17 protein-coding genes and 2 pseudogenes are annotated in these 18,621 nt (G+C 62.2%); 10 read left to right on the top strand and 9 right to left on the bottom strand.

The window, feature by feature from the left end; translation table 11 throughout:
* Nucleotide 1 precedes the first annotated feature (1 nt).
* From QN222_RS07485 to QN222_RS07465, 5 genes are read left to right on the top strand one after another with little or no spacing between them, the layout of a single operon-like run.
* Nucleotides 2–1,183: a PLP-dependent transferase gene (locus QN222_RS07485; RefSeq protein WP_283962642.1), complete on the top strand. Its 1,182-nt coding sequence runs from the start codon at nt 2–4 to the stop codon at nt 1,181–1,183.
* A gap of 35 nt (nt 1,184–1,218) precedes the next feature.
* Nucleotides 1,219–2,235 carry an amino acid ABC transporter substrate-binding protein gene (locus tag QN222_RS07480; protein WP_283962641.1) on the top strand — a complete coding sequence of 339 codons (1,017 nt, stop codon included), beginning with the start codon at nt 1,219–1,221 and terminating at the stop codon, nt 2,233–2,235.
* A gap of 19 nt (nt 2,236–2,254) precedes the next feature.
* A complete protein-coding gene (locus tag QN222_RS07475) occupies nt 2,255–3,406 on the top strand; it encodes an ABC transporter permease subunit (RefSeq protein WP_283962640.1) in 1,152 nt (383 codons plus the stop codon).
* On the top strand, nt 3,403–4,500 hold the full coding sequence (locus QN222_RS07470; protein ID WP_283962639.1) for an amino acid ABC transporter permease: 1,098 nt from the start codon (nt 3,403–3,405) through the stop codon (nt 4,498–4,500). The genes QN222_RS07475 and QN222_RS07470 overlap by 4 nt, the downstream gene beginning before the upstream one ends.
* Entirely contained in the window at nt 4,497–5,246 is a 750-nt protein-coding gene (locus QN222_RS07465; RefSeq protein ID WP_283962638.1) for an amino acid ABC transporter ATP-binding protein, read from the top strand. Before QN222_RS07470 ends, QN222_RS07465 begins: the two co-directional genes overlap by 4 nt.
* 15 nt (nt 5,247–5,261) lie before the next feature.
* On the opposite strand, the gene QN222_RS07460 is transcribed toward QN222_RS07465, so the two are convergent.
* Nucleotides 5,262–6,626 (bottom strand): FAD/NAD(P)-binding protein, encoded by a 1,365-nt coding sequence (locus QN222_RS07460; RefSeq protein ID WP_283962637.1) that lies wholly within the window; start codon nt 6,624–6,626, stop codon nt 5,262–5,264.
* 548 nt (nt 6,627–7,174) lie between these two features.
* Nucleotides 7,175–7,762 (bottom strand): hypothetical protein, encoded by a 588-nt coding sequence (locus QN222_RS07455; protein WP_283962636.1) that lies wholly within the window; start codon nt 7,760–7,762, stop codon nt 7,175–7,177.
* A gap of 451 nt (nt 7,763–8,213) precedes the next feature.
* Here QN222_RS07455 and QN222_RS07450 point away from each other — a divergent pair, with 451 nt between their 5' ends.
* On the top strand, nt 8,214–9,209 hold the full coding sequence (locus tag QN222_RS07450; protein ID WP_283962635.1) for an SLAC1 anion channel family protein: 996 nt from the start codon (nt 8,214–8,216) through the stop codon (nt 9,207–9,209).
* On the top strand, nt 9,209–10,168 hold the full coding sequence (locus tag QN222_RS07445) for a GlxA family transcriptional regulator (RefSeq protein WP_283962634.1): 960 nt from the start codon (nt 9,209–9,211) through the stop codon (nt 10,166–10,168). The genes QN222_RS07450 and QN222_RS07445 overlap by 1 nt, the downstream gene beginning before the upstream one ends.
* Nucleotides 10,169–10,190: 22 nt before the next feature.
* On the opposite strand, the gene QN222_RS07440 is transcribed toward QN222_RS07445, so the two are convergent.
* From QN222_RS07440 to pcaD, 5 genes are all read right to left on the bottom strand, one after another.
* Nucleotides 10,191–11,246, bottom strand: a complete 1,056-nt coding sequence (locus QN222_RS07440) for a 3-carboxy-cis,cis-muconate cycloisomerase (protein ID WP_283962633.1) — start codon at nt 11,244–11,246, stop codon at nt 10,191–10,193.
* Nucleotides 11,247–11,327: 81 nt separating this feature from the next.
* Nucleotides 11,328–11,942 carry a protocatechuate 3,4-dioxygenase subunit alpha gene (pcaG, locus tag QN222_RS07435; protein WP_283962632.1) on the bottom strand — a complete coding sequence of 205 codons (615 nt, stop codon included), beginning with the start codon at nt 11,940–11,942 and terminating at the stop codon, nt 11,328–11,330.
* Between the two features lie 10 nt (nt 11,943–11,952).
* The gene (gene pcaH / locus QN222_RS07430; RefSeq protein WP_283962631.1) at nt 11,953–12,702 is read right to left on the bottom strand and encodes a protocatechuate 3,4-dioxygenase subunit beta; all 750 of its coding nucleotides are present in this window, start codon (nt 12,700–12,702) and stop codon (nt 11,953–11,955) included.
* Between the two features lie 14 nt (nt 12,703–12,716).
* Nucleotides 12,717–13,121: a 4-carboxymuconolactone decarboxylase gene (gene pcaC, locus QN222_RS07425; RefSeq protein ID WP_283962630.1), complete on the bottom strand. Its 405-nt coding sequence runs from the start codon at nt 13,119–13,121 to the stop codon at nt 12,717–12,719.
* Nucleotides 13,114–13,926, bottom strand: coding sequence for a 3-oxoadipate enol-lactonase (gene pcaD, locus QN222_RS07420; protein WP_283962629.1), 813 nt, complete (start codon nt 13,924–13,926; stop codon nt 13,114–13,116). The genes pcaC and pcaD overlap by 8 nt, the downstream gene beginning before the upstream one ends.
* Before the next feature lie 93 nt (nt 13,927–14,019).
* Between pcaD and pcaQ the strand changes: the two genes are divergently transcribed.
* Complete coding sequence (gene pcaQ, locus QN222_RS07415; protein ID WP_283962628.1) at nt 14,020–14,946, top strand: pca operon transcription factor PcaQ; 927 nt, start codon at nt 14,020–14,022, stop codon at nt 14,944–14,946.
* 112 nt (nt 14,947–15,058) lie between these two features.
* Here pcaQ and QN222_RS07410 read toward each other — a convergent pair.
* Nucleotides 15,059–15,939 (bottom strand): annotated as a pseudogene (locus QN222_RS07410) (GyrI-like domain-containing protein).
* Nucleotides 15,940–16,082: 143 nt separating this feature from the next.
* Here QN222_RS07410 and QN222_RS07405 point away from each other — a divergent pair.
* Together QN222_RS07405 and QN222_RS07400 are read left to right on the top strand one after the other, a co-directional pair.
* Nucleotides 16,083–16,241: pseudogene (locus QN222_RS07405) on the top strand (transposase); the annotation flags it as partial.
* A 60-nt stretch (nt 16,242–16,301) separates the two neighbouring features.
* On the top strand, nt 16,302–16,829 hold the full coding sequence (locus tag QN222_RS07400) for a GNAT family protein (protein ID WP_283962627.1): 528 nt from the start codon (nt 16,302–16,304) through the stop codon (nt 16,827–16,829).
* On the opposite strand, the gene ggt is transcribed toward QN222_RS07400, so the two are convergent.
* The gene (gene ggt, locus QN222_RS07395) at nt 16,826–18,571 is read right to left on the bottom strand and encodes a gamma-glutamyltransferase (RefSeq protein WP_284005341.1); all 1,746 of its coding nucleotides are present in this window, start codon (nt 18,569–18,571) and stop codon (nt 16,826–16,828) included. The genes QN222_RS07400 and ggt overlap by 4 nt on opposite strands.
* Nucleotides 18,572–18,621 lie beyond the last annotated feature (50 nt).

Genomic DNA, 18,621 nt, shown 5'->3' with positions numbered 1-18,621 from the left:
CATGCGTGACAAGACGCTCTGCGTAAAGCGGCCACAGGTCTCCCACGACGGCTTCGCAAGCCTGGCGATCCCGACATACCGGGCATCCACGATCGTGTTCGACAGTGCCGAAGCCTACGCCAACCGGAAATACCGCGGCCCGGACGGCTATACTTACGGCCTGCACGGCACGCCGACGTCCCGGACGCTGGAAGCGTCGCTTAGCCAACTCGAACAGGGCCTCCGCACCGTGCTTGTTCCATCGGGTCAGGCAGCGATCACCATCGTTTTCCTGTCCGTCCTCATGCCGGGCGACACTGTTCTTATCCCCGACACCGCCTATCCGCCGGTCGCTGGTTTTTGCGAGAACCACCTCAAGCCGCGCGGCATCAATCACCGTATCTACGACCCGATGATTGGCGCAGGCATCGCCGACCTCATCGACGACAGCGTCCGGCTCGTCTGGACCGAGTCCCCGGGCTCCACCACCATGGAGGTGCAGGACATTCCGGCGATCGTGGCCGCAGCCAAGGCGCGCGGCGTGCTGACCGGCTGCGATAATACCTGGGCGACGCCCCTATATTTCAAGCCATTGGCGCATGGCGTCGACTTCTCGTCACAGGCGCTGACGAAATATGTGGGCGGCCACTCCGACCTGCTCATGGGATCGATCTCCGTGAAGGACATCGACCTCCATCGGCGGCTCAAGGACACGATGCGCATGATCGGCATCGGCGTGTCGCCCGACGATTGCGCGCTGGCGCTGCGCGGACTGGAGACGATGGGTGTGCGCCTTGCCCATTCCGGCCGGGTGGCGGCCGATTTCGCCAAGCGCATCGCGTCGCGTGTACCAGCGAATCTCGTGCTTCACCCGGCGCTGCCGGATTGCCCGGGCCATAGATACTGGCAGCGGGATTTCGCGGGCTCGAGCGGCGTCTTCAGCGTCATCATCCCGCGTTACGCGGAAGACGCGCTCCCCAGCCATCTCACCGCGGCCAAGACCTTCTCCATCGGAGCCTCCTGGGGCGGCACCCACAGCCTGCTTGCCCCTATGACGATCACGCGCGCGACCGACGGAAACGCCCACCCGGGCACCATCCTTCGCATCAGCATCGGCCTGGAAGACGAAAGAGATCTCTGGGCCGACCTCGAGCCGATCATCGAAGCGATAGCGGAACGCCCTGCAATGCCGAAGACGGCATAGAAAACCTGACACCAACGATAAAAGGGAACAACAACATGAATTGGAAGACCGCTACACTTGCCGCGACCTTGGCGGTCGCGGCCACCGCTCAGGCTCACGCCGGCCCCACCGTGGATTCCGTGAAGGCCCGCGGCCATCTGATCTGTGGAGCAAGCCAGGGTACCGTCGGCTTCGGTGCCCCGGACGAGAAGGGGTATTGGAGGGGCCTCGACGTCGAAACCTGCCGCGCCGTCGCGGTTGCGGTCTTCGGTGACAAGGACAAGGTCGAGTTTGTGCCGCTGAGCGGCCAGCAGCGCATCCCGGCGCTTCAGACGGGTGAGATCGACATCCTCCCCCGCACGCTGACCTGGACACTTCAGCGCGACGCCAACGGCATCAACTTCGCCACGCCCAACTACTATGAGTTCACCGGCTTCATGGTTGCAAGGTCATCCGGGGTCACCAAGGTCGAGGAGATGACCGGCGCGTCCGTCTGCGTGCAGACAGGTTCCACCACCGAAGTCGTGGTGAACGACGTGTCGTCCAGACTGAACCTGCAGCTCAAGCCTGTCGTATTCGACAACGTGGCCGCGACGAGGCAGGCATTCTTCTCGGGCCGGTGCGACGCGCTGATCACCGACGCCTCGGCGCTGGCCTCCGTCCGCGCCACCCAGTCGAAAGACCCGGATGGCTACGTCATCTTTCCCGCCACCAAATACATGGATGCTTTGACGCCCGCCGTGCGCCATGGCGACGACCAGTGGCTGGACATCGTGAACTGGTCGATCCAGGCGCTCCTGAATGCGGAGATGTACGGTATCACGCAGGCCAATGTCGATGAGATGGTGGTTTCGGGCGATCCGCGCATCAAGCGCTTCCTCGGCGTTGAGCCGGGCAACGGCAAGGCCCTCGGGCTCGACGACAAATTCGCCTACAACATCGTCAAGCAGCTCGGCAATTACGGCGAGATGTTCGATCGCAACGTCGGAAAGGGCAGCCCCCTCAAGATCGACCGCGGACCGAACAAGCTGTTCTCGGATGGCGGCCTGATGTTCCCGCTCGCGTTCCAATAATCCTCGAGGGAGCACCGCAATGATTGCCGCTCTTTGGGACAATAGACGGTTCAGGAACTGGGGCGGACAGTTGCTCCTGCTGGGCGGTCTGGCCGCCCTCCTCATCTGGCTCGTCACAAACACCGTCGCCAACCTCGACGCCCGTGGAATACGCGTCGGCTTCGACTTCCTGTCGCGGCCCGCCAACTTTCCGATCTCGGAAAGCGTGCTGCCCTACGACCCCGCCGATACCTTCCTGTGGGCCTACATCACGGGAGTCGGGAACACGGTTGCGATCTCGATTCTTGCCATCGCGCTATCGACAGCTCTCGGCCTGATCGTGGGGTTGGCTCGTCGGTCGCAGCATCCGCTGACCTCCGGCGTCGCCAGCGTTTTCGTGACGACCGTGCGCAACATGCCGCTGATCGTCCACCTGCTCTTCTGGTATGCGCTCGCGACCACGGCGCTGCCGGCGCCACGTGAAGCCCTGAACCCGCTGCCGGGCGTCTTCCTGTCGCTCCGCGGGCTCTACATTCCGGCTCTTGAACTGGACGCCAATGCGGCAGCCTTCGTTGGTTGTCTCCTCGCGAGCCTCGCCCTGCTCGTCGCCTTTCGTCGAAAGGTTGTGTCGTATTTCCGGTTGGAAGGAGGAGGCGCGGGTCTTCTGCTGCTTGCAGTGTCAGCGGCTTTTGCGCTCTTCTGGGCCGCGCTGTTCATTCCTGCGACAAGCCTCAGCCTGCCTGAATATAAGGGCTTCAATTTCTCCGGCGGACTGAGGCTTTCGCCCGAGTTTGCGGCACTCATGGTGGGCCTCGTCATCTATACCTCGGCCTTTATCGGGGAGATCATTCGCGGTGGTATCGATGCGGTTCCTGCGGGCCAGTGGGAAGCCGGCCGTGCCATCGGCTTGTCGGAGCGACACACGCTGACGCACGTGATCATCCCTCAGGCGCTGCGGATCATCATCCCGCCGATGACCTCCCAATACCTTTCGACCGTCAAGAACACGACGCTCGCACTCGCAGTCGGATATCCGGAGCTTGGCCTGGTCGTCGGGACTGTCATCAACCAGACGGGCCAGGCGATCGAGAGCATCGCGCTCCTGCTCGGCACATTTCTGACGATCAGCCTTGCCGTTTCGCTGTTCATGAACTGGTACAACGCCCGCGTGGCGCTGGTGGAGGCACGATGACAATCACCGACACGACCCCCATCCTCGGGCGGCCCGCCTTGGCCACGCCGCCCCGGCGCTCCCGCAAGCCGGTCGTTCACGTCTTCTTCGGCGATCTGGCGGCGACGTCCCTTACCGTCGCCACCGGGTTCCTGCTGCTGTCGATGATCCCGGCGATCAACTGGGCCGTGTTCGATGCCAACTGGACGACAGGCGACCCCGCAACCTGCAGGGAGGGCGGCGCCTGCTGGGCGTTCATCGCCGCAAAGTTCCGGTTCATCATCTTCGGCGTCTACCCGCCGGACCAACAGTGGCGTCCGCTCGTTGTGATGGGCCTTATCATCACGATGGTCCTCGCATCGCTATCCCCTCGCCTGTGGGGTCGCAAACTCGCCTACGGCTGGGTTGCGGCGATTGCCGCGATGCTGACCCTGATGTGGGGCGGTGTTCTCGGGATGGCTCTGGTGCCGACATCCAGTTGGGGTGGCCTGCCCGTCACGCTTCTTCTTGCTCTCCTGTCGCTCGGACTCGGTTTCCCCTTTGCCGTGTTCCTGGCATTGGGGCGGCGCTCGAAACTGCCCGTCCCGCGCCTCCTTTCGATCCTGACGATCGAGTTGGTCCGCGGCCTGCCGCTGGTGGGCCTCCTGTTCGTGGCGTCTATCCTGCTGCCGCTGCTGCTCCCAGCCGGATGGACGATCGACAAGTTGGGTCGCACGCTGGCAGCGCTCACCGTATTCGCCGCCGCCTATCTTGCTGAAGTGATCCGCGGCGGCCTTCAGGGCCTTCCTCCAGGACAGGTTGAGGCGGCAAAAGCGCTCGGCATCCCGGGATGGAAAACCGTCTGGCACATCGTGCTGCCGCAGGCGCTGCAGAAAGTGATACCGCCTTTGACGAACACCGCGATCGTGATGGTGAAGAACACCAGTCTCGTCCTCATCGTCGGGGTGTTCGACATGCTGAGCGCAAGCCGCGTGGCCGCGACAGACCCGCTATGGCCGGCTCCTTATGTCGAGAGCTATGTCTTCGTCGCAGCCATCTACTTCGTCATTTGCTTCGGCATCTCCAACTACGCACGCTGGCTCGAAAGCCGCGTCCAAGCGAGGACCTACCGATGAATCACGCTCTAACTTCCGCTGCGATTTCCATTGCCGCGCTCAACAAATGGTACGGCAATTTCCAGGTTCTCAAGGACATCAATCTGGTAGTCGCTCCGGGAGAACGCATCGTCATCTGCGGCCCCTCGGGGTCGGGCAAGTCGACGCTGATCCGTTGCGTAAACCGTATCGAGGAACATCAAGCCGGAAGCATCTCGGTCAATGGCATCGAACTTGATGAAAGTCTCAGGAACCTTGACGCGATCCGGCGCGAGGTCGGCATGGTGTTTCAGCACTTCAACCTCTTCCCCCATCTCACGGTCAAAGAGAACTGCGCGCTGCCGCAGATACTTTCGCGCGGGAAGCGGCGGAAGGAAGCGGAGGAGTTCGCGATGCACTTCCTCAGCAAGGTCCGCATCCCGGAACAGGCGGAAAAATATCCGGGCCAGCTGTCGGGAGGGCAGCAGCAGCGGGTCGCAATCGCCCGAGCCCTATGCATGTCGCCGAGGATCATGCTCTTCGACGAACCGACGTCGGCGCTCGATCCCGAGATGGTAAAAGAGGTGCTGGATACGATGATCGCTCTCGCGGAAGACGGGATGACCATGATCGTCGTCACGCACGAAATGGGCTTCGCTCGCAAGGTGGCTGACCGAGTGGTTTTCATGGAGGGCGGAGAGATCGTCGAGATCAACGAGCCGAACCGGTTCTTCGACGATCCGAAACAGCCAAGGACGAGGCATTTCCTCAGCAGCATCATGCATTGACGCCGTGAGGTGGCATCAAGCCCGCAGAGTCGACGCAATCGCGGTTGCCACGTCTTGCACCTGGACACGGATATCCGGAACCGCAGTGATTTCCCAGAACTGGCCCGCCGTCAAAGCGCCGACCGCGTAAAGCCCTGGCTGCGGCTCTTTCTGCTGATCAAGCACGCGGGAGCCCTTGTCGACAGAAAGGCCGAGTCCGAGCTCGTCGGGACTGATCAGCCCCTGCCGCTGCATCGCCCGAAGCAGCGGCGAATGCGCGACTCCAGCCCGCTCCATACCGGTGCAGTTGACGATCCAATCCGCATTGAACGATCGGGGCCGGTGGCTTTGCCTTTCTCGATACCTGACCAATGCACCGCGAGGCCCTTCCTCGATCGCCTCCAGAAAACCGGCGTGGACGGTAACGATGCCATCTCTTCTCAAGGCCTCGAAACGCGAAGATATCTCCGGGGCGATCCGATGGCGGTGGACGTTCCACCACGCCAGGCCGTGGCGCAGGAACCGCGAACGTTGCTCTTTCGTCAGTTCCTGCCAAAGCTTTTGCGTCACCGGTCTCAAACCGTCCATCAGACCGCGCCAATCGGCACCGTCGCGAACCCGCTTGCGAAAGCCCGCAAGCAGGGCGCTGATCTCTCGCGAACTTCCGAGCTCCGGCTCGACGGCCGCCGCCCGGCGGTCGGCCGTCGGATGCGCATGCGGGGGAAGGCCACGGCGCGACAGGACGCGAACACGCCCGCGATGACCGTGAACCCGCAAGGCAAGCACCTGATCGACCATCGTCAATCCGGACCCGAGGATGCAGATCGTATCGCTCGGGCCGACCTTCGAGAGCCAACTCAGCCGCCAAGGATTGCGCACGATGCGACTTTCAACGCCGGCGTCGATTTGCCCAGCGGCGAGCGGCAGATCGGCATTGCCGATGCCGAGACAGAGCACGACGTTTCGCGCGCCGAGTTCCGCGCCGTTGTCGAGATGAAAGACAAGCCCTGCCTCGCTGCAATGAATGCAGTCCGTCGCCTTGGCCTTGACGAAATCAACCCACGCGCGCCGCTCGTGATCACGCAACAACGATGCCAGCCGGTCGCGCAAGTAAAGTCCATAGTCTCCCCGTGACGCGAAGCCGTCCGCCGAAACCTGCCGCATATGTTCCTGAAGCCATTCGACAAAATCGTCGGGCTTCTCGGGAAAGACGCTCATGCGGCCGGCAGGAACATTCAAACGATGGACATAAAATTCCGTCCGATAGGCGGTGCCCCTGCCAAACCCCGGGTCATCACCGACGACCGCAATCGACGTGGAGGCCGGCAGTTGCCGGAGCAGGTTGATCGTCACCGCGATCGCTGAAAATCCAGAGCCGACAACAGCGACATCATAAAGCAAAGGCGTCTCCTTGATCCGTTGTCCCGTGCAAGTTCCGGAATGCGTAAGGCGTCCGCCAAGGCCGACCCGAAGTCCCTGCTGACAACGCTCATCACGGACAATGGTTTCGCGGCTTGATGATTATTTCTACAGAAATTATCAATCTTATGAAAGGCTGTTGGCTTGTCTTACGGCCCGCCGCTATGATCGCTCAGGAGAGGGTGGCCGGCATCGGAATATGTGCGGCTCGCCGCAAAGCATCCGGTTGCCCCGAAGCTCCATGAATTCAAGGAGACAGAAGTCGTCCGAGCCCTGGCCGCGCGGGTTCAAGAGGAGTTCGGCGATGGGCGCTGCATATTCCCAGCACATGCAGCGGTCGCGATCTTTCGTGCCCAATTGACGGTCTCCGATTTTCTCGCGACCGTGTTACGCCGACGCGTCCCGCTCCTCTTTGTGCCGCCGCAAGCTTTGGCCTTGAAAACAAGAGCAGCCCTTGGGCCCGATCGGCCGGATGCGACAGACTGACAGTCCTAAGATGGCAAGCGCCAAGATCGTGGCTACAAAAGGCGTCATCCGATGAGCTCGGCTTGTGAGCAGCGCTCCGGATCGATCCGCCTGGTTAGGGCGGCGATGTGGCGCGCATGCATACGCGCGGCAACAAGCTGAACGAGGCTCGGGCCTGCGGCTGCCTTGCCGTCAGCGCCGTCAAGCTCGTTGCCGATTAGAAAGCGGTAGGGAAGCTCCGCCACGATCATGCCAAGCTTCATCATTTCATATGCCAGTTCCTTGCCCCAATCTCCCGGACCTTGCGATGCGGCGCCGGGCACGACGAATACCGAGCCCAGCTTACCGATGAAAAGCCGGTGTTCCGGCAAGTTGGCCGCCTGTTTCAGAAAGCGGATCGCCCGGGTGGCGTCGCCCGCGTCGCGAAGCAGCAGCAATATTCCGTCGACCTCGAGAAGATCTTCTAACCGCGCAATTTCAGGGATCGCGAATTCCTCACGCGCTTCCTCCTGCGGATCGACGGCGTAAAGGCAGCCGAGAGCCTTGATGGTGACAGCGCCTCCGCCCTGGGTCGCACCTTCGGAAGCCGAGCGCGATATCGCATTCATGAAGCTCGATATGGTGGTCGGGAGAAGCAGAATGTTCGTTGGCATAGCGTCGGAATTCCTTGGCGCGGGTGGAGTTGGATCACCTCAAAACGGGCGCTGATGATGCGCATGGTTCGCGGCACTTAGTGTCACGCAGGGGACAGCCGCCACAGCCTGAACGTGCATGGCCGAAAACATACGGAGATTGGCAGGAACACCCCGTAGCAAGCACACAAGCGGCCTGAAGCCGCGGCCGGTTCGCTTCAATCGAGGCTCTCGCAGAACGCTGGCTTGGCCCATGCTCGCCGGCGGGGCCGGTCCCGATTGATGGCGGTCACGGGGAATACGGAGCAACATGGCGTGACTTCACGACGCCCCCGGATGCGCCTTTTGCCGCCAGGGAGATCAGTGGCCGAAAACATATGCGATGAGTCTGAAATCGTCCTATTAGCTCCATTTAAGACATAGCCGTTGCGTGTTTTAATCCTGTCAGCATCTTTCCAGACAGGAGCAACCGATGACCATCCAATCCATCAAGGTTTCGAACAGTACGCCGCTGACCAGGCGTTCGATCTCCCAGCTCCCCATCAACCTGTTCGGCTCGGTGATGGGCATCACCGGTCTGAGTCTGGCGTGGCGCGAAGCCACCCACTCCATAGGGTTGCCGGGTCTGCCCGGCGAATATATCGGCTGGCTCGGCACCTTCATCTTCCTCGGCCTCGCTGTCGGTTATTCCGCCAAGTGGATCCTGCATCCCTCCCATGTATCCTCGGAGTTCTCGCATCCGATCCAGAGCAACTTCTTCGCCACGGTCGCCATCGGTCTGCTGCTGCAGTCCGCCTTTCTGAACCGCTACAGTGCGCTCGTCTCGCAAGGCATCTGGATCGCTGCTTCCGCGCTGACCTTCGCCTTGGCCTATCTCGTCACCAGGGCTTTCCTTGGCCGGCAACAGTCACCTGAAACGACGCTGCCGCCGCTGCTCATCCCGGGCGTCGCGACGCTGGATATAGCCGTGACCGGTCATGCCATGCCGTTTGCCTGGGCGCATGAAATGAACATGTTCGCCTTTTCGATCGGCAGCGTCATGGCCGCGGTCTTCGTTGCCCTCATTTTCGCCCGGTTGCGGCACGAGGACCCGGTTCCGGTGCTCGCCCGGCCGTCCCTGATGGTGCTTGTCGCTCCGTTTGCCGTCGGCTTCCTGGCCTATACCAACGTTACTGGGTCAGTTGACCTCTTCGCCACTGTTCTGTTCTATTTCGCCTTGTTTCTGATGCTTGTGCTGTCGCCGATGGTCTTCCGGTCGCATGTTCCTTTCAGCATCGCCTGGTGGGCCATCAGCTTCCCGCTTGCCGCTCTGTCGATCGCTTTCTTCCGATACGCCAGAGCTGCTGAAAGCGATGTTCTCGTCGGTCTGGCCGGTTTCATGTTCATATTCCTTGCCGCCGCAATCACGGTCGTTTTCGTTCGCACGGCGAGCGTCGTTCTGACCGGCAAGCTTTTCGAGGTACTGTGATGTCCACTCACAAGATCGCAATCGTCGCGATGCAAGGCGTGCAGCTGCTCGATGTGATCGGCCCCTCCGACGTGTTTGCCGAAGCAAACCGCCAGAGCGGCCAGGACTATTATTCGGTGGAAATCGTCAGCACGGCGGGTAGCCCCCTGCGCGGTTCGTCCGGATTGGTGCTCGTACCCGATCGCTCGATCGACGACGAACCCTCCCTTGTCGACACGCTCTTGGTTGCGGGCGACCCGTTGATCCAGGAACGGCCGATCTCGGAAGCACTGCTGCGCTGGGTGAAAGAGACGTCCGCTCGCGCCAGTCGCTTCGGTTCGGTCTGCTCCGGCGCTTTCGTGCTTGGCGAGGCAGGTCTGCTCAATGGCAGGAAAGCGACGACGCATTGGTCCCAGGCCGCGGAATTCTCCAAGCGCTTTCCCGAGGTGAAGCTCGAGCCCAACCGCATTTTCACCAAGGACGGCAACGTCTGGACGTCAGCGGGCGTAACGGCCGGGATCGATCTGGCGCTCGCGATCGTCGAGAAGGATCTCGGTCTGGAAATCGCTCTCAAGGTCGCGCGCGAACTGGTCGTTTTCCTGAAGAGACCAGGGGGACAAACGCAGTTCAGTACGCTGCTTGCCGGGCAGATCGCCCAGAAGACGCCGATCCGCTCGGCCCAGGACTTCATTGCCGACAACCTCGCCGCCGACTTGACCGTCGCCGCGATTGCGAGGCGCGTCGGCATGAGCGAGCGAAACTTTTCCCGGCAGTTCAAGCAGGAAGTCGGCATGACACCGGCCGACTACGTCGAAAGCATGCGGCTGGAAGCGGGACGGCGGCTGGCCGAAGACACCAGCATTCCGCTCAAAAAGATTGCCACGGACATCGGCTTCACCGACGACGTCGCCTTCCGGCGATCGTTCGTTCGCAGGTTCGGCACCTCGCCGGCCGCTTATCGAAGGAGCTTCGGATCTTAAGACGCCTGCGCCAGAACGCGGCTCACGCCCCGCCCAGGCGCCTGATATTGCCCGCCAGTTCCGCCGCAAGCCTGGTGGCAGCCGCCGTCGCGCCGGCCATCTGAGGGAGGATCAACCATTCGAGCGTCCAGGCTGAACCGGAGCGTTCCTGCTCATGCACGAGCGCCTGATGCACGCCCGCAAGCTGGGTTGCATTGAATCGCGCCAAGGTGACAAGCACTTCGGCTGCAACCGGATTCTGCTTGTGCGGCATGGCCGAGGAGCCACCGCCGCCGGCAAGCACGATCTCCTCGCCGTTTTGCGCCATCAGCGCCACGTCCTGGCCGAACTTGCCCAGGCTGCCCGTGATCAGCGACAGCAGATTGGCGAAATCCGCCACCGCCGAGCGCTGGCTGTGCCATTGCGGGCAGTCGACCAGCGCAAGCTCCTCGGCGAGCGTCTCGCGAACGGCCTCCGCCTTGTCCTCGAGCTTGTCGAGCGTGCCGGCGGGGCCGCCGAACTGCACGGCGAACAGGTCGCGGTCCATGGCCTCGAGGCGGTCCTGGTGGTCGAGAAGCGGCTCGATCCAGGTGCGCAGGCGATCCGAAACCGTGACCGGGATCGCCGCCTGCATGCGCGTGCGTCCCATGAGGGGACGAAACCCCCATTGCCGGTCGCACTCTTCAAGCACCGCCACGACATCGCGGAGACGGTAGCTGAAGAGTTCGGCGATCGCCTTCAATCGCAGCATCAGGCTGGTGTCGATGACGTCCTGGCTGGTGGCTCCGAAATGCACGTGATGTGCAGCGTCGCCACCGACCGCCGCGCGCAATTGCCGGACCAGTTCCGGAACGACGACGCCGTCTGCCGCCGTCGCGCGGCGGAGCGCCACGACGTCCGGGGAAAAGGCGCGACAGGCTTCGGTGATGCGATCGGCCGCAGAACGCGGAATGATCCCGTGTTCCGCCTCGGCCCGCGCGAGCGCCGCCTCGAAGGCAAGCATGGCGCGGATATCGGCCGCAGCGGAAAATTCCGCCGCCACCGCCTCGTCACCAAGAAGACCGGAAAGATAGGGATGATCAAAGGCCGAGTAAGTCATTCCACATCTCCAGGATCCCGTGTTCCCGCGAACAGCGGCGTCAAAGGCACGAAGCAACGCGGGCATGACGCCACGCGATGATCATATATCCAGGAAGACCGTTTCCTTCTCGCCCTGGAGATGAATGTCGAATGTATAACTAGGTGCCGCACCCGCGGCGACAAGCGTCTCGGCGCGATGACGATGCTCTACCCGGGCAAGCAGCGGATCTTCGGCGTTCGCCGCTGCCTCGTCCGGGAAATACATCCGGGTGTGAAGACCGATATTGATGCCGCGCGCAACGATCCAGAGGGTGATGTGCGGTGCCATCAGACGACCGTCCTTGAACGGCACTCGACCCGGCTTGACGGTCTCGAAGGTGAAGACGCCATCCTCGGCGCTCGTCGGGCACCTGCCCCATCCGGCAAAATTCGGGTCGGCGGTGCCGCGCATTTCCGCGGGTGAATTGTAAAGGCCGCTCGCATCCGCCTGCCAGATCTCGATGAGCGCATCCTTGAGCGGCATTCCCGCCCCGTCGATCACGCGACCCCTGACGGTAATGCGTTGGCCAAGCGTCTTGTCGTTGACCATCGATGTGCCGAGATCGGCCTTGTAGACGCCCGATATGCCGCAGAAGTTCGGCGTCAGGCCGATATGAACGTAGGGCCCCGCTGTCTGCGAGGCGGTCTCCTTGAGGTAGCCAAGATCCTGAACCATCGTTGCCCCCTCAGTTGCCTTCCGGCCGGTTTTCGAAGAACGTCGAGCGGCGGCCGCGCAGCACGATGTCGAACTTGTAGGCCCGGGCGTCCATCGGCATCGTGTTGGCCCAGTCGAGCGGCGCGATCAGTTGCTCTATCGCCCGGCGATCGGGGATCGTGTTGACGATCGGACATTTCCAGATCATCGGATCGCCCTCGAAATACATCTGGGTGATCAGCCGCTGGGCGAAGCCGTGCCCGAAGATCGAGAAATGGATGTGCGCCGGCCGCCAGTCGTTGACGCCGTTCGGCCAGGGATAGGCACCAGGCTTGATCGTCCGGAAGAAATAATAGCCTTCGTCGTCGGTAATCGTCCGGCCGCAGCCGCCGAAATTCGGATCGAGAGCCGCGAGATAGGTTTCCTTCTTGTGCCGATAGCGCCCGCCGGCATTCGCCTGCCAGAATTCGAGCAAGGCGCCCGGCACGGGACGGCCGCGCTCGTCGAGCACCCGGCCATGCACGATGATGCGTTCGCCGATCGCGCTTTCGCCGGGTTTGGCGAAGTTGTGGATCAGGTCGTTGTCGAGCTCGCTGAGCATCGAATGGCCGAAGACCGGGCCGGTGATCTCGGAGATCGTGCCGTCGAGCGAAAGCAGAGCCTTTTGTGGTGAGCGCAGGACGGAGGTCTTGTAGCCGGGAGTAAAGGCCGGCGCGTGCCAGTCACGGTCGCGCTGGAAAAAGGCGCCCGTTTCGGGCTTATCGTTCCGTCTGTCCGACATTGTCATTGCTCCTCTCAGGCCGCCTTGCCGGCATCCATCTCAGCCAAGACCTGCTTGGCGATCTTGATCGCGTGGTTCGCCGCCGGCACCCCCGCATAGATCGCCACATGCAGAAGCGCCTCGCGGATATCCTCGTGGCTCGCCCCGGTATTGGCCGTGGCGCGGACATGCATCGCCACCTCTTCATCCTGCCCGAGCGCGGCCAGCAGCGCGATGGTGACGATCGAGCGCTCCCGTTTCGTCCAGTTCGGGCGCGACCAGACATGGCCCCAGGCGGCTTCGGTGATCAGGTCCTGGAAAGGCTGATCGAAGTCGGTCGCAGCCGATTGCGCGCGGTCGACATGATTGTCGCCGAGAACGGTGCGGCGCGTCGCCATGCCCTGGCGATAGCGCTCGGAGGGCGCTGTGGCGTCACTCATCTTTCCTGTCTCCATGCATGACGAGTTCGAAGAACGGCCGGAGAATCGCAGTCAGGATTTCCGGCTGTTCGACACAGGGGATATGGCCGGCTTCGCGGATCACCTCGTAGCGTGCGCCGGGGATGAGCCGCGCCGTTTCGAGTACGAGGTCAGGCGGCGTCGAACCGTCCTCCTCCCCGACCACGCACAGCACGGGCACGGCTATCTTTTTGGCCGCCTCCGTGTAATCGGCGTCGCGGACTGCGGCACAGGTGCCTATATAGCCTGCCACTGGCTGCCGGATCAGCATGTTGCGATAGCCGGTGAATGCAACGTTTTCCGGCCGGCGGAAAGCCGGCGTGAACCAGCGCTCGAGTACGGAGTCGGCAATCGTCTCGATGCCGTGCGCCTCGATCGCGGCGATGCGCGCGTCCCACATCTCCGCCGTGCCGATCTTGTGCGCCGTATCCGAAAGCACGAGCGCACGCACCAGATCCGGACGACGCTGATAAAGGGACTGTGCGATCAGGCCGCCGACGGAAAGCCCGCAGATGATCGCCCCGCGGACGGAAAGCAGGTCGAGCAGGGCGGCAAGGTCGGTCGCATGATCCTCGATCGAATAGGGAACCTGGCCGACATCGGAAAGGCCATGGCCCCGCTTGTCGTAGAGAACGATCGCGAACTCGCCGGCGAGCCGGACGACGACATCGCGCCAGATGCGGAAATCGGTGCCGAGCGAATTGGCAAAGACAAGGACAGGCTTTTCCCCCGTCGCACCAATGACCTGATAATGAATCGTGATGTCGTTGATACGGGCGAATTGCACGGCAGATCTCCTCCGTCACCAAATTGGATGTTTGATCTGGTTAGGTAAAATGATATTTCATGGCTTTCCATTAACTCGCAGGTTATGGATTTCATGATTGACGCTCGTGTAAAGTTTCGCCATCTGCAAACGTTTGTCGAGGTCGCGCGCCAGAAGAGCGTGATGAAAGCGGCCGAACTCCTGCACGTCAGCCAGCCGGCTGTCACCAAGACGATCCGCGAACTGGAGGAGGTACTGGGCGTCGCCGTGTTTGAGCGCGAGGGGCGCGGCATCAGGATCACGCGCTACGGCGAGGTCTTTCTCCGCCACGCCGGCGCGGCGCTGACAGCGCTCCGGCAAGGGCTCGATTCGGTCTCGCAGGAACGTTCCGGCGACGGACCGCCCATCCGGATCGGCGCCCTTCCGACCGTTTCGACGCGCATCATGCCCCGCGCCATGGCGCTCTTTCTCAAGGAGGAAACAGGCGCGCGCATCAAGATCGTTACCGGCGAAAATGCGGTGCTTCTGGAGCAGTTGCGGGTCGGCGACCTCGATCTCGTCGTCGGCAGGCTGGCGGCGCCCGACAAGATGACCGGCTTTTCCTTCGAGCACCTCTATTCGGAACAGGTGGTATTTGCGGTGCGCACCGGCCACCCGCTGCTCTCCGGCAGGCAGTCGATCTTCGCCCATCTCGGGGACTATCCGGTTCTGATGCCTACCCGCGCTTCGATCATTCGCCCCTTCGTCGAACGCTTCCTGATCGCCAACGGCATCGCCAGCCTGCCGAACCAGATCGAGACCGTCTCCGATTCCTTCGGCCGCGCCTTCGTCCGTTCGAGCGATGCGATCTGGATCATCTCGACCGGCGTCGTTGCGACGGATATCGACGACCGCCTGTTGGCGACGCTGCCGATCGATACCAGCGAGACCAGGGGGCCGGTCGGGCTCACCATGCGCACCGACGCGATTCCATCCTTGCCGCTCTCGATCCTGATGCAGACGATCCGCGAGGCGGCTGGGGCTGCGATGCCGAAGGCCTGAACGCAACGACGACACCGCGCGTCCAGGCCGCGAACGATAAATGCTGAGATTGGGTGGATAGCGGCCTGTCCGCTTCTTGCTATCGGAAGGGACACGCCGCCGTCAGATGACGCTATTTCAGCGGCAAAAACAGTTCCGCGACCGCCTCATGCTCCGGTACCTCCGGGAAGAAGCTCAGCCGCTGGCAATAGATCGGGAAGTCGCGTGCTTCCTCGCCGCTGGCCGGAAGCCAGTCGCGATAAAGATAGAGCGCGGCGGGCTCCAGATTGTCGGTGTTGCCAACGACGCGCAGCACCGCGCAACGTCCGCCAGGGATCTCCCCGACTTTGATCTGCTCGCCGTTCGCCTCGATCGGTTGGTCGGTCCCAACGCAAAGGTCCACGCTATAATCGGCAGGCGAAGCAGGACGTCGCTCGGAACGCCAGACATTGAAGGTCGGACTTGTCTTGGGGTGCAGGCCAGCAGCCTTGCGCCACGCGATGAACCGCTGGATGGTGGCGCCGAGCGTCGCCGGGTCGCCCCGATGCTCCATGATCGCCACCGGCGTGGGGGGCACATCGCGAATCTTCACGTCGTCAGTGGTAAAAGTCTTCTGCATGAGCTTGCTCCTCGCGTTGTCGAGAGGCCCGAAGGCCGCAAACCACGGCTCCCAGTCGGGAGACTTCCGGAACGACGAAGGCGATTGCCCGAACCGTTGCCGAAAGGCGCGGGCGAAGGCGTCCGGTGCATCGTAACCGGCATCCATCGCTATGTCCGTGACGCTTTGGGCATCCCTGTAGGCTAGCCCGTATGAAGCGCGCTTCATACGGCTAGCTGGATATAACCATGCACGGACAGACCGAAGGTCGCCGTGAACTGCCGGTGGAAATGATATTTCGAGTAGGCTGCGACGCTGCTCAGCGTGTCTAGGTCCAGATCGTCGTCCAGATGCCGGTCTATGTGATCCAGCACCCGCTGCATCCGGGCATGGTAGTGTTGAAGCGCCGCCTTCATCGTTCTGTCCTCCGTGGCAGCACCAGCTAAGCGCACGCAAACATGACCCGCTCGTCCGATCTTGCGGTTTTGTCACGGATCGCAGAACCTCGCCAAGGACCGTTTACGGGCACGCCCAATTTATCGATGAACCGCGAAAGAGGCTCTACTGCGAGCGCAATCTGATCGAGCGGTTCTTCTCCAAACTGAAGCACTTCCGCCGCGTCGCCACACGCTATGACAAGGTCGCCGCCAATTTTCTCGCCATGGTCCAGCTCGCCTCGCTGCGGCTGTGGCTGCACGCCTATGAGTCTGCGGCCTAACCGGACGCGCAACGGACGCCATGGCATTTTCAATTACTGCGTGTTTTTATATCGACCGTCATGACTGAATCACAACTGCAGCTTCATAATTTCGCGAAGGAACATGCTCGGGACCTGCCGGCCTGGTTCCCGACGCTGCAGTCGCTCATTCAATGGGGCGGTCCGGACGTCCGCTTTCCGCTCGACAAGGGCCAGATCGAGGGGATGGTCGCAGAGACATCTGGGTTTGAGGCGAAGCGCTGGATCTTTTCCGGTCTTGTGCGGGGTGTTGTCGCGGGCCACGCGCAAGTCGCCCTCGACTGGCAAAACGGCGTCGCCCGGCTCAGCCGTGTCGCCGTCAATCCCCTGTTTCGCGGCCAAGGGCTCGCCCGCCCCTTCTTGAGGCTTGTCGTCCAGCGTGTCTTTGCCGCTCCTGTTTTCGAACGGCTGGAACTCAACGTCTACACCTTTAACGGCGCGGCAATCCGCACCTATCTTGGCCTTGGCTTTATCGAAGAAGGCGTGCGGCGCTCGTCGGTCAAAGTCGGCGACGAGCGTTGGGACACCGCAATTTACGGCCTGCTGCGCAGCGAGCTTCCCGAAAACTAATACCCCCTCGCCGCGCCTGCCCCGATGCGGCTGTCGACCGCGCCGTTGTAGCGGGCGCCGCCGCCGGCCCCGATCTCCTCCAGGTTTTCGCCGCCGACGAGGATGCCTGTTGCCTGCCCCCAGATCTTCCAGCTTTCGTCAATCTCGACATCATGGCCCATGGCGGCGAGAAGCTTGCGGGTATCCGGCGAGAGCGCATAGGGTTCCATGAACACCTTGTCCGGCAGCCATTGATGGTGAAGACGCGGCGCATCGACCGCTTCCTGGATGTTCATGCCGTGGTCGATGACATTGATGATCGCTTCCAGCGTGATCGTGATGATGCGCGCGCCGCCGGGGCTGCCGATCACCATGAAGGGCTTGCCTTCCTTTGAGATGATCGTCGGGCTCATCGACGAGAGCGGCGTCTTGCCGGGCGCGATCGCGTTCGCTTCGCCCTGGACCAAGCCGTAGAGATTGGGCGCGCCGGGCTTGGCGGTGAAATCGTCCATCTCGTTGTTGAGCAGGATCCCGGTTCCAGGCGCCACGACGCCGGCGCCGAAGGAGCCGTTCAGCGTATAGGTGACGGCGACGGCGTTGCCCTCGTCGTCGATGATCGAATAGTGGGTCGTCTCCTTGCTCTCGGCGAAACCCGCCGGCATCAGCGCCTGCGAGACGCCGGCCCTGAACGGTTCGATCTTCGTGCGGATTTCCTTCGCATAGGCCTTGTCGGTGAGCTTGCTGACCGGATTTTCGACGAAGTCCGGATCGCCGAGCGCGGTGTTGCGGTCGACATAGGCATGCCGCATGGCCTCGATCATGGCATGCACGGTCTCGGCCGAACCGTAGCCGAGGTAGGAAAGCGGATAGCCCTCGAGAATGTTGAGGATCTCGCAGATGATGACCCCGCCCGACGACGGCGGCGGCGACGACACGATGTCATAACCGCGATAGTTGCATTTGACCGGTTCCAGCTCGCGAACGGCATATTGCTCGAAATCCTTCTTGGCGAGGATGCCGCCCTTATCCGCGCTCGCCTTGACGATCGCGTCGGCGATCGTGCCCTTGTAGAAGGCGTCCGGCCCCTTCTCCGCGATGCTTGACAGAGAGGCGGCCAGATCGGCCTGGACCAGCTTCTCGCCGACGGCAAAGGGCTTGCCGTCGGGTTTCAGGAAGATCGCCGCCGCCGCCGGATCCTTCGCCAGCCGCTCGGTTTCACCGTCGAACGAGTCGATGTCCCCCTGCTCCAGCACGAAGCCATCCTTGGCGAGCTTGATCGCCGGCGCGATCAGGTCCTGCAACGGGCGCGTCCCGTAGCGGCTGCGCGCGTGCTCAAAACCCATCACCGGACCGGGCACGCCGACAGCGAGATAACCTTCCGTGCTCAAGCCTTTGACGAGATTTCCCTTGTCGTCGAGATACATCGATTTGGTGGCGGCGAGCGGCGCGCGTTCGCGAAAATCGAGAAAGGTGGTCTTGCCGTCCTTGAAGCGGATGGTCATGAAACCACCGCCGCCGATATTTCCCGCTGTCGGATAGACGACGGCGAGCGCATAGCCGACAGCCACCGCCGCATCGATTGCGTTGCCGCCCTTCTTCAAGACTTCCACGCCGATATCGGAGGCGAGATGCTGGGCGGTAACCACCATGCCGTGCTCGGCCTTGACCGGCTCCGGCGACGCCGCCTGCGCCGTCCACGGTGATGCCGCCCCAAGCGCGAATATCAAGGCAAAGGACAGGCTCTTGACGCTCAGTCTGCGCATGCTTTCCTCCCGCAACTCAAAATGATTGCCCACAAAACGATGCCCTCAAC

Origin of the sequence: Sinorhizobium sp. 6-70 (assembly GCF_030124375.1) — a bacterium.
In the GTDB taxonomy this organism is placed as follows: domain Bacteria; phylum Pseudomonadota; class Alphaproteobacteria; order Rhizobiales; family Rhizobiaceae; genus Sinorhizobium.
Note: the sequence above shows the minus strand (reverse complement) of the source record. Positions and strands in the feature narration are given on the sequence as shown.

Excerpts from the sequence above, each read along its gene's own strand:
- QN222_RS07485 (WP_283962642.1), top strand. The coding sequence starts at position 2 with ATGCGTGACAAGACGCTCTGCGTAAAGCGGCCACAGGTCTCCCACGAC.
- QN222_RS07480 (WP_283962641.1), top strand. The coding sequence starts at position 1,219 with ATGAATTGGAAGACCGCTACACTTGCCGCGACCTTGGCGGTCGCGGCC.
- QN222_RS07475 (WP_283962640.1), top strand. The coding sequence starts at position 2,255 with ATGATTGCCGCTCTTTGGGACAATAGACGGTTCAGGAACTGGGGCGGA.
- QN222_RS07470 (WP_283962639.1), top strand. The coding sequence starts at position 3,403 with ATGACAATCACCGACACGACCCCCATCCTCGGGCGGCCCGCCTTGGCC.
- QN222_RS07465 (WP_283962638.1), top strand. The coding sequence starts at position 4,497 with ATGAATCACGCTCTAACTTCCGCTGCGATTTCCATTGCCGCGCTCAAC.
- QN222_RS07455 (WP_283962636.1), bottom strand. The coding sequence starts at position 7,762 with ATGCCAACGAACATTCTGCTTCTCCCGACCACCATATCGAGCTTCATG.
- QN222_RS07450 (WP_283962635.1), top strand. The coding sequence starts at position 8,214 with ATGACCATCCAATCCATCAAGGTTTCGAACAGTACGCCGCTGACCAGG.
- QN222_RS07445 (WP_283962634.1), top strand. The coding sequence starts at position 9,209 with ATGTCCACTCACAAGATCGCAATCGTCGCGATGCAAGGCGTGCAGCTG.
- QN222_RS07440 (WP_283962633.1), bottom strand. The coding sequence starts at position 11,246 with ATGACTTACTCGGCCTTTGATCATCCCTATCTTTCCGGTCTTCTTGGT.
- pcaG (WP_283962632.1), bottom strand. The coding sequence starts at position 11,942 with ATGGTTCAGGATCTTGGCTACCTCAAGGAGACCGCCTCGCAGACAGCG.
- pcaH (WP_283962631.1), bottom strand. The coding sequence starts at position 12,702 with ATGTCGGACAGACGGAACGATAAGCCCGAAACGGGCGCCTTTTTCCAG.
- pcaC (WP_283962630.1), bottom strand. The coding sequence starts at position 13,121 with ATGAGTGACGCCACAGCGCCCTCCGAGCGCTATCGCCAGGGCATGGCG.
- pcaQ (WP_283962628.1), top strand. The coding sequence starts at position 14,020 with ATGATTGACGCTCGTGTAAAGTTTCGCCATCTGCAAACGTTTGTCGAG.
- QN222_RS07400 (WP_283962627.1), top strand. The coding sequence starts at position 16,302 with ATGACTGAATCACAACTGCAGCTTCATAATTTCGCGAAGGAACATGCT.
- ggt (WP_284005341.1), bottom strand. The coding sequence starts at position 18,571 with ATGCGCAGACTGAGCGTCAAGAGCCTGTCCTTTGCCTTGATATTCGCG.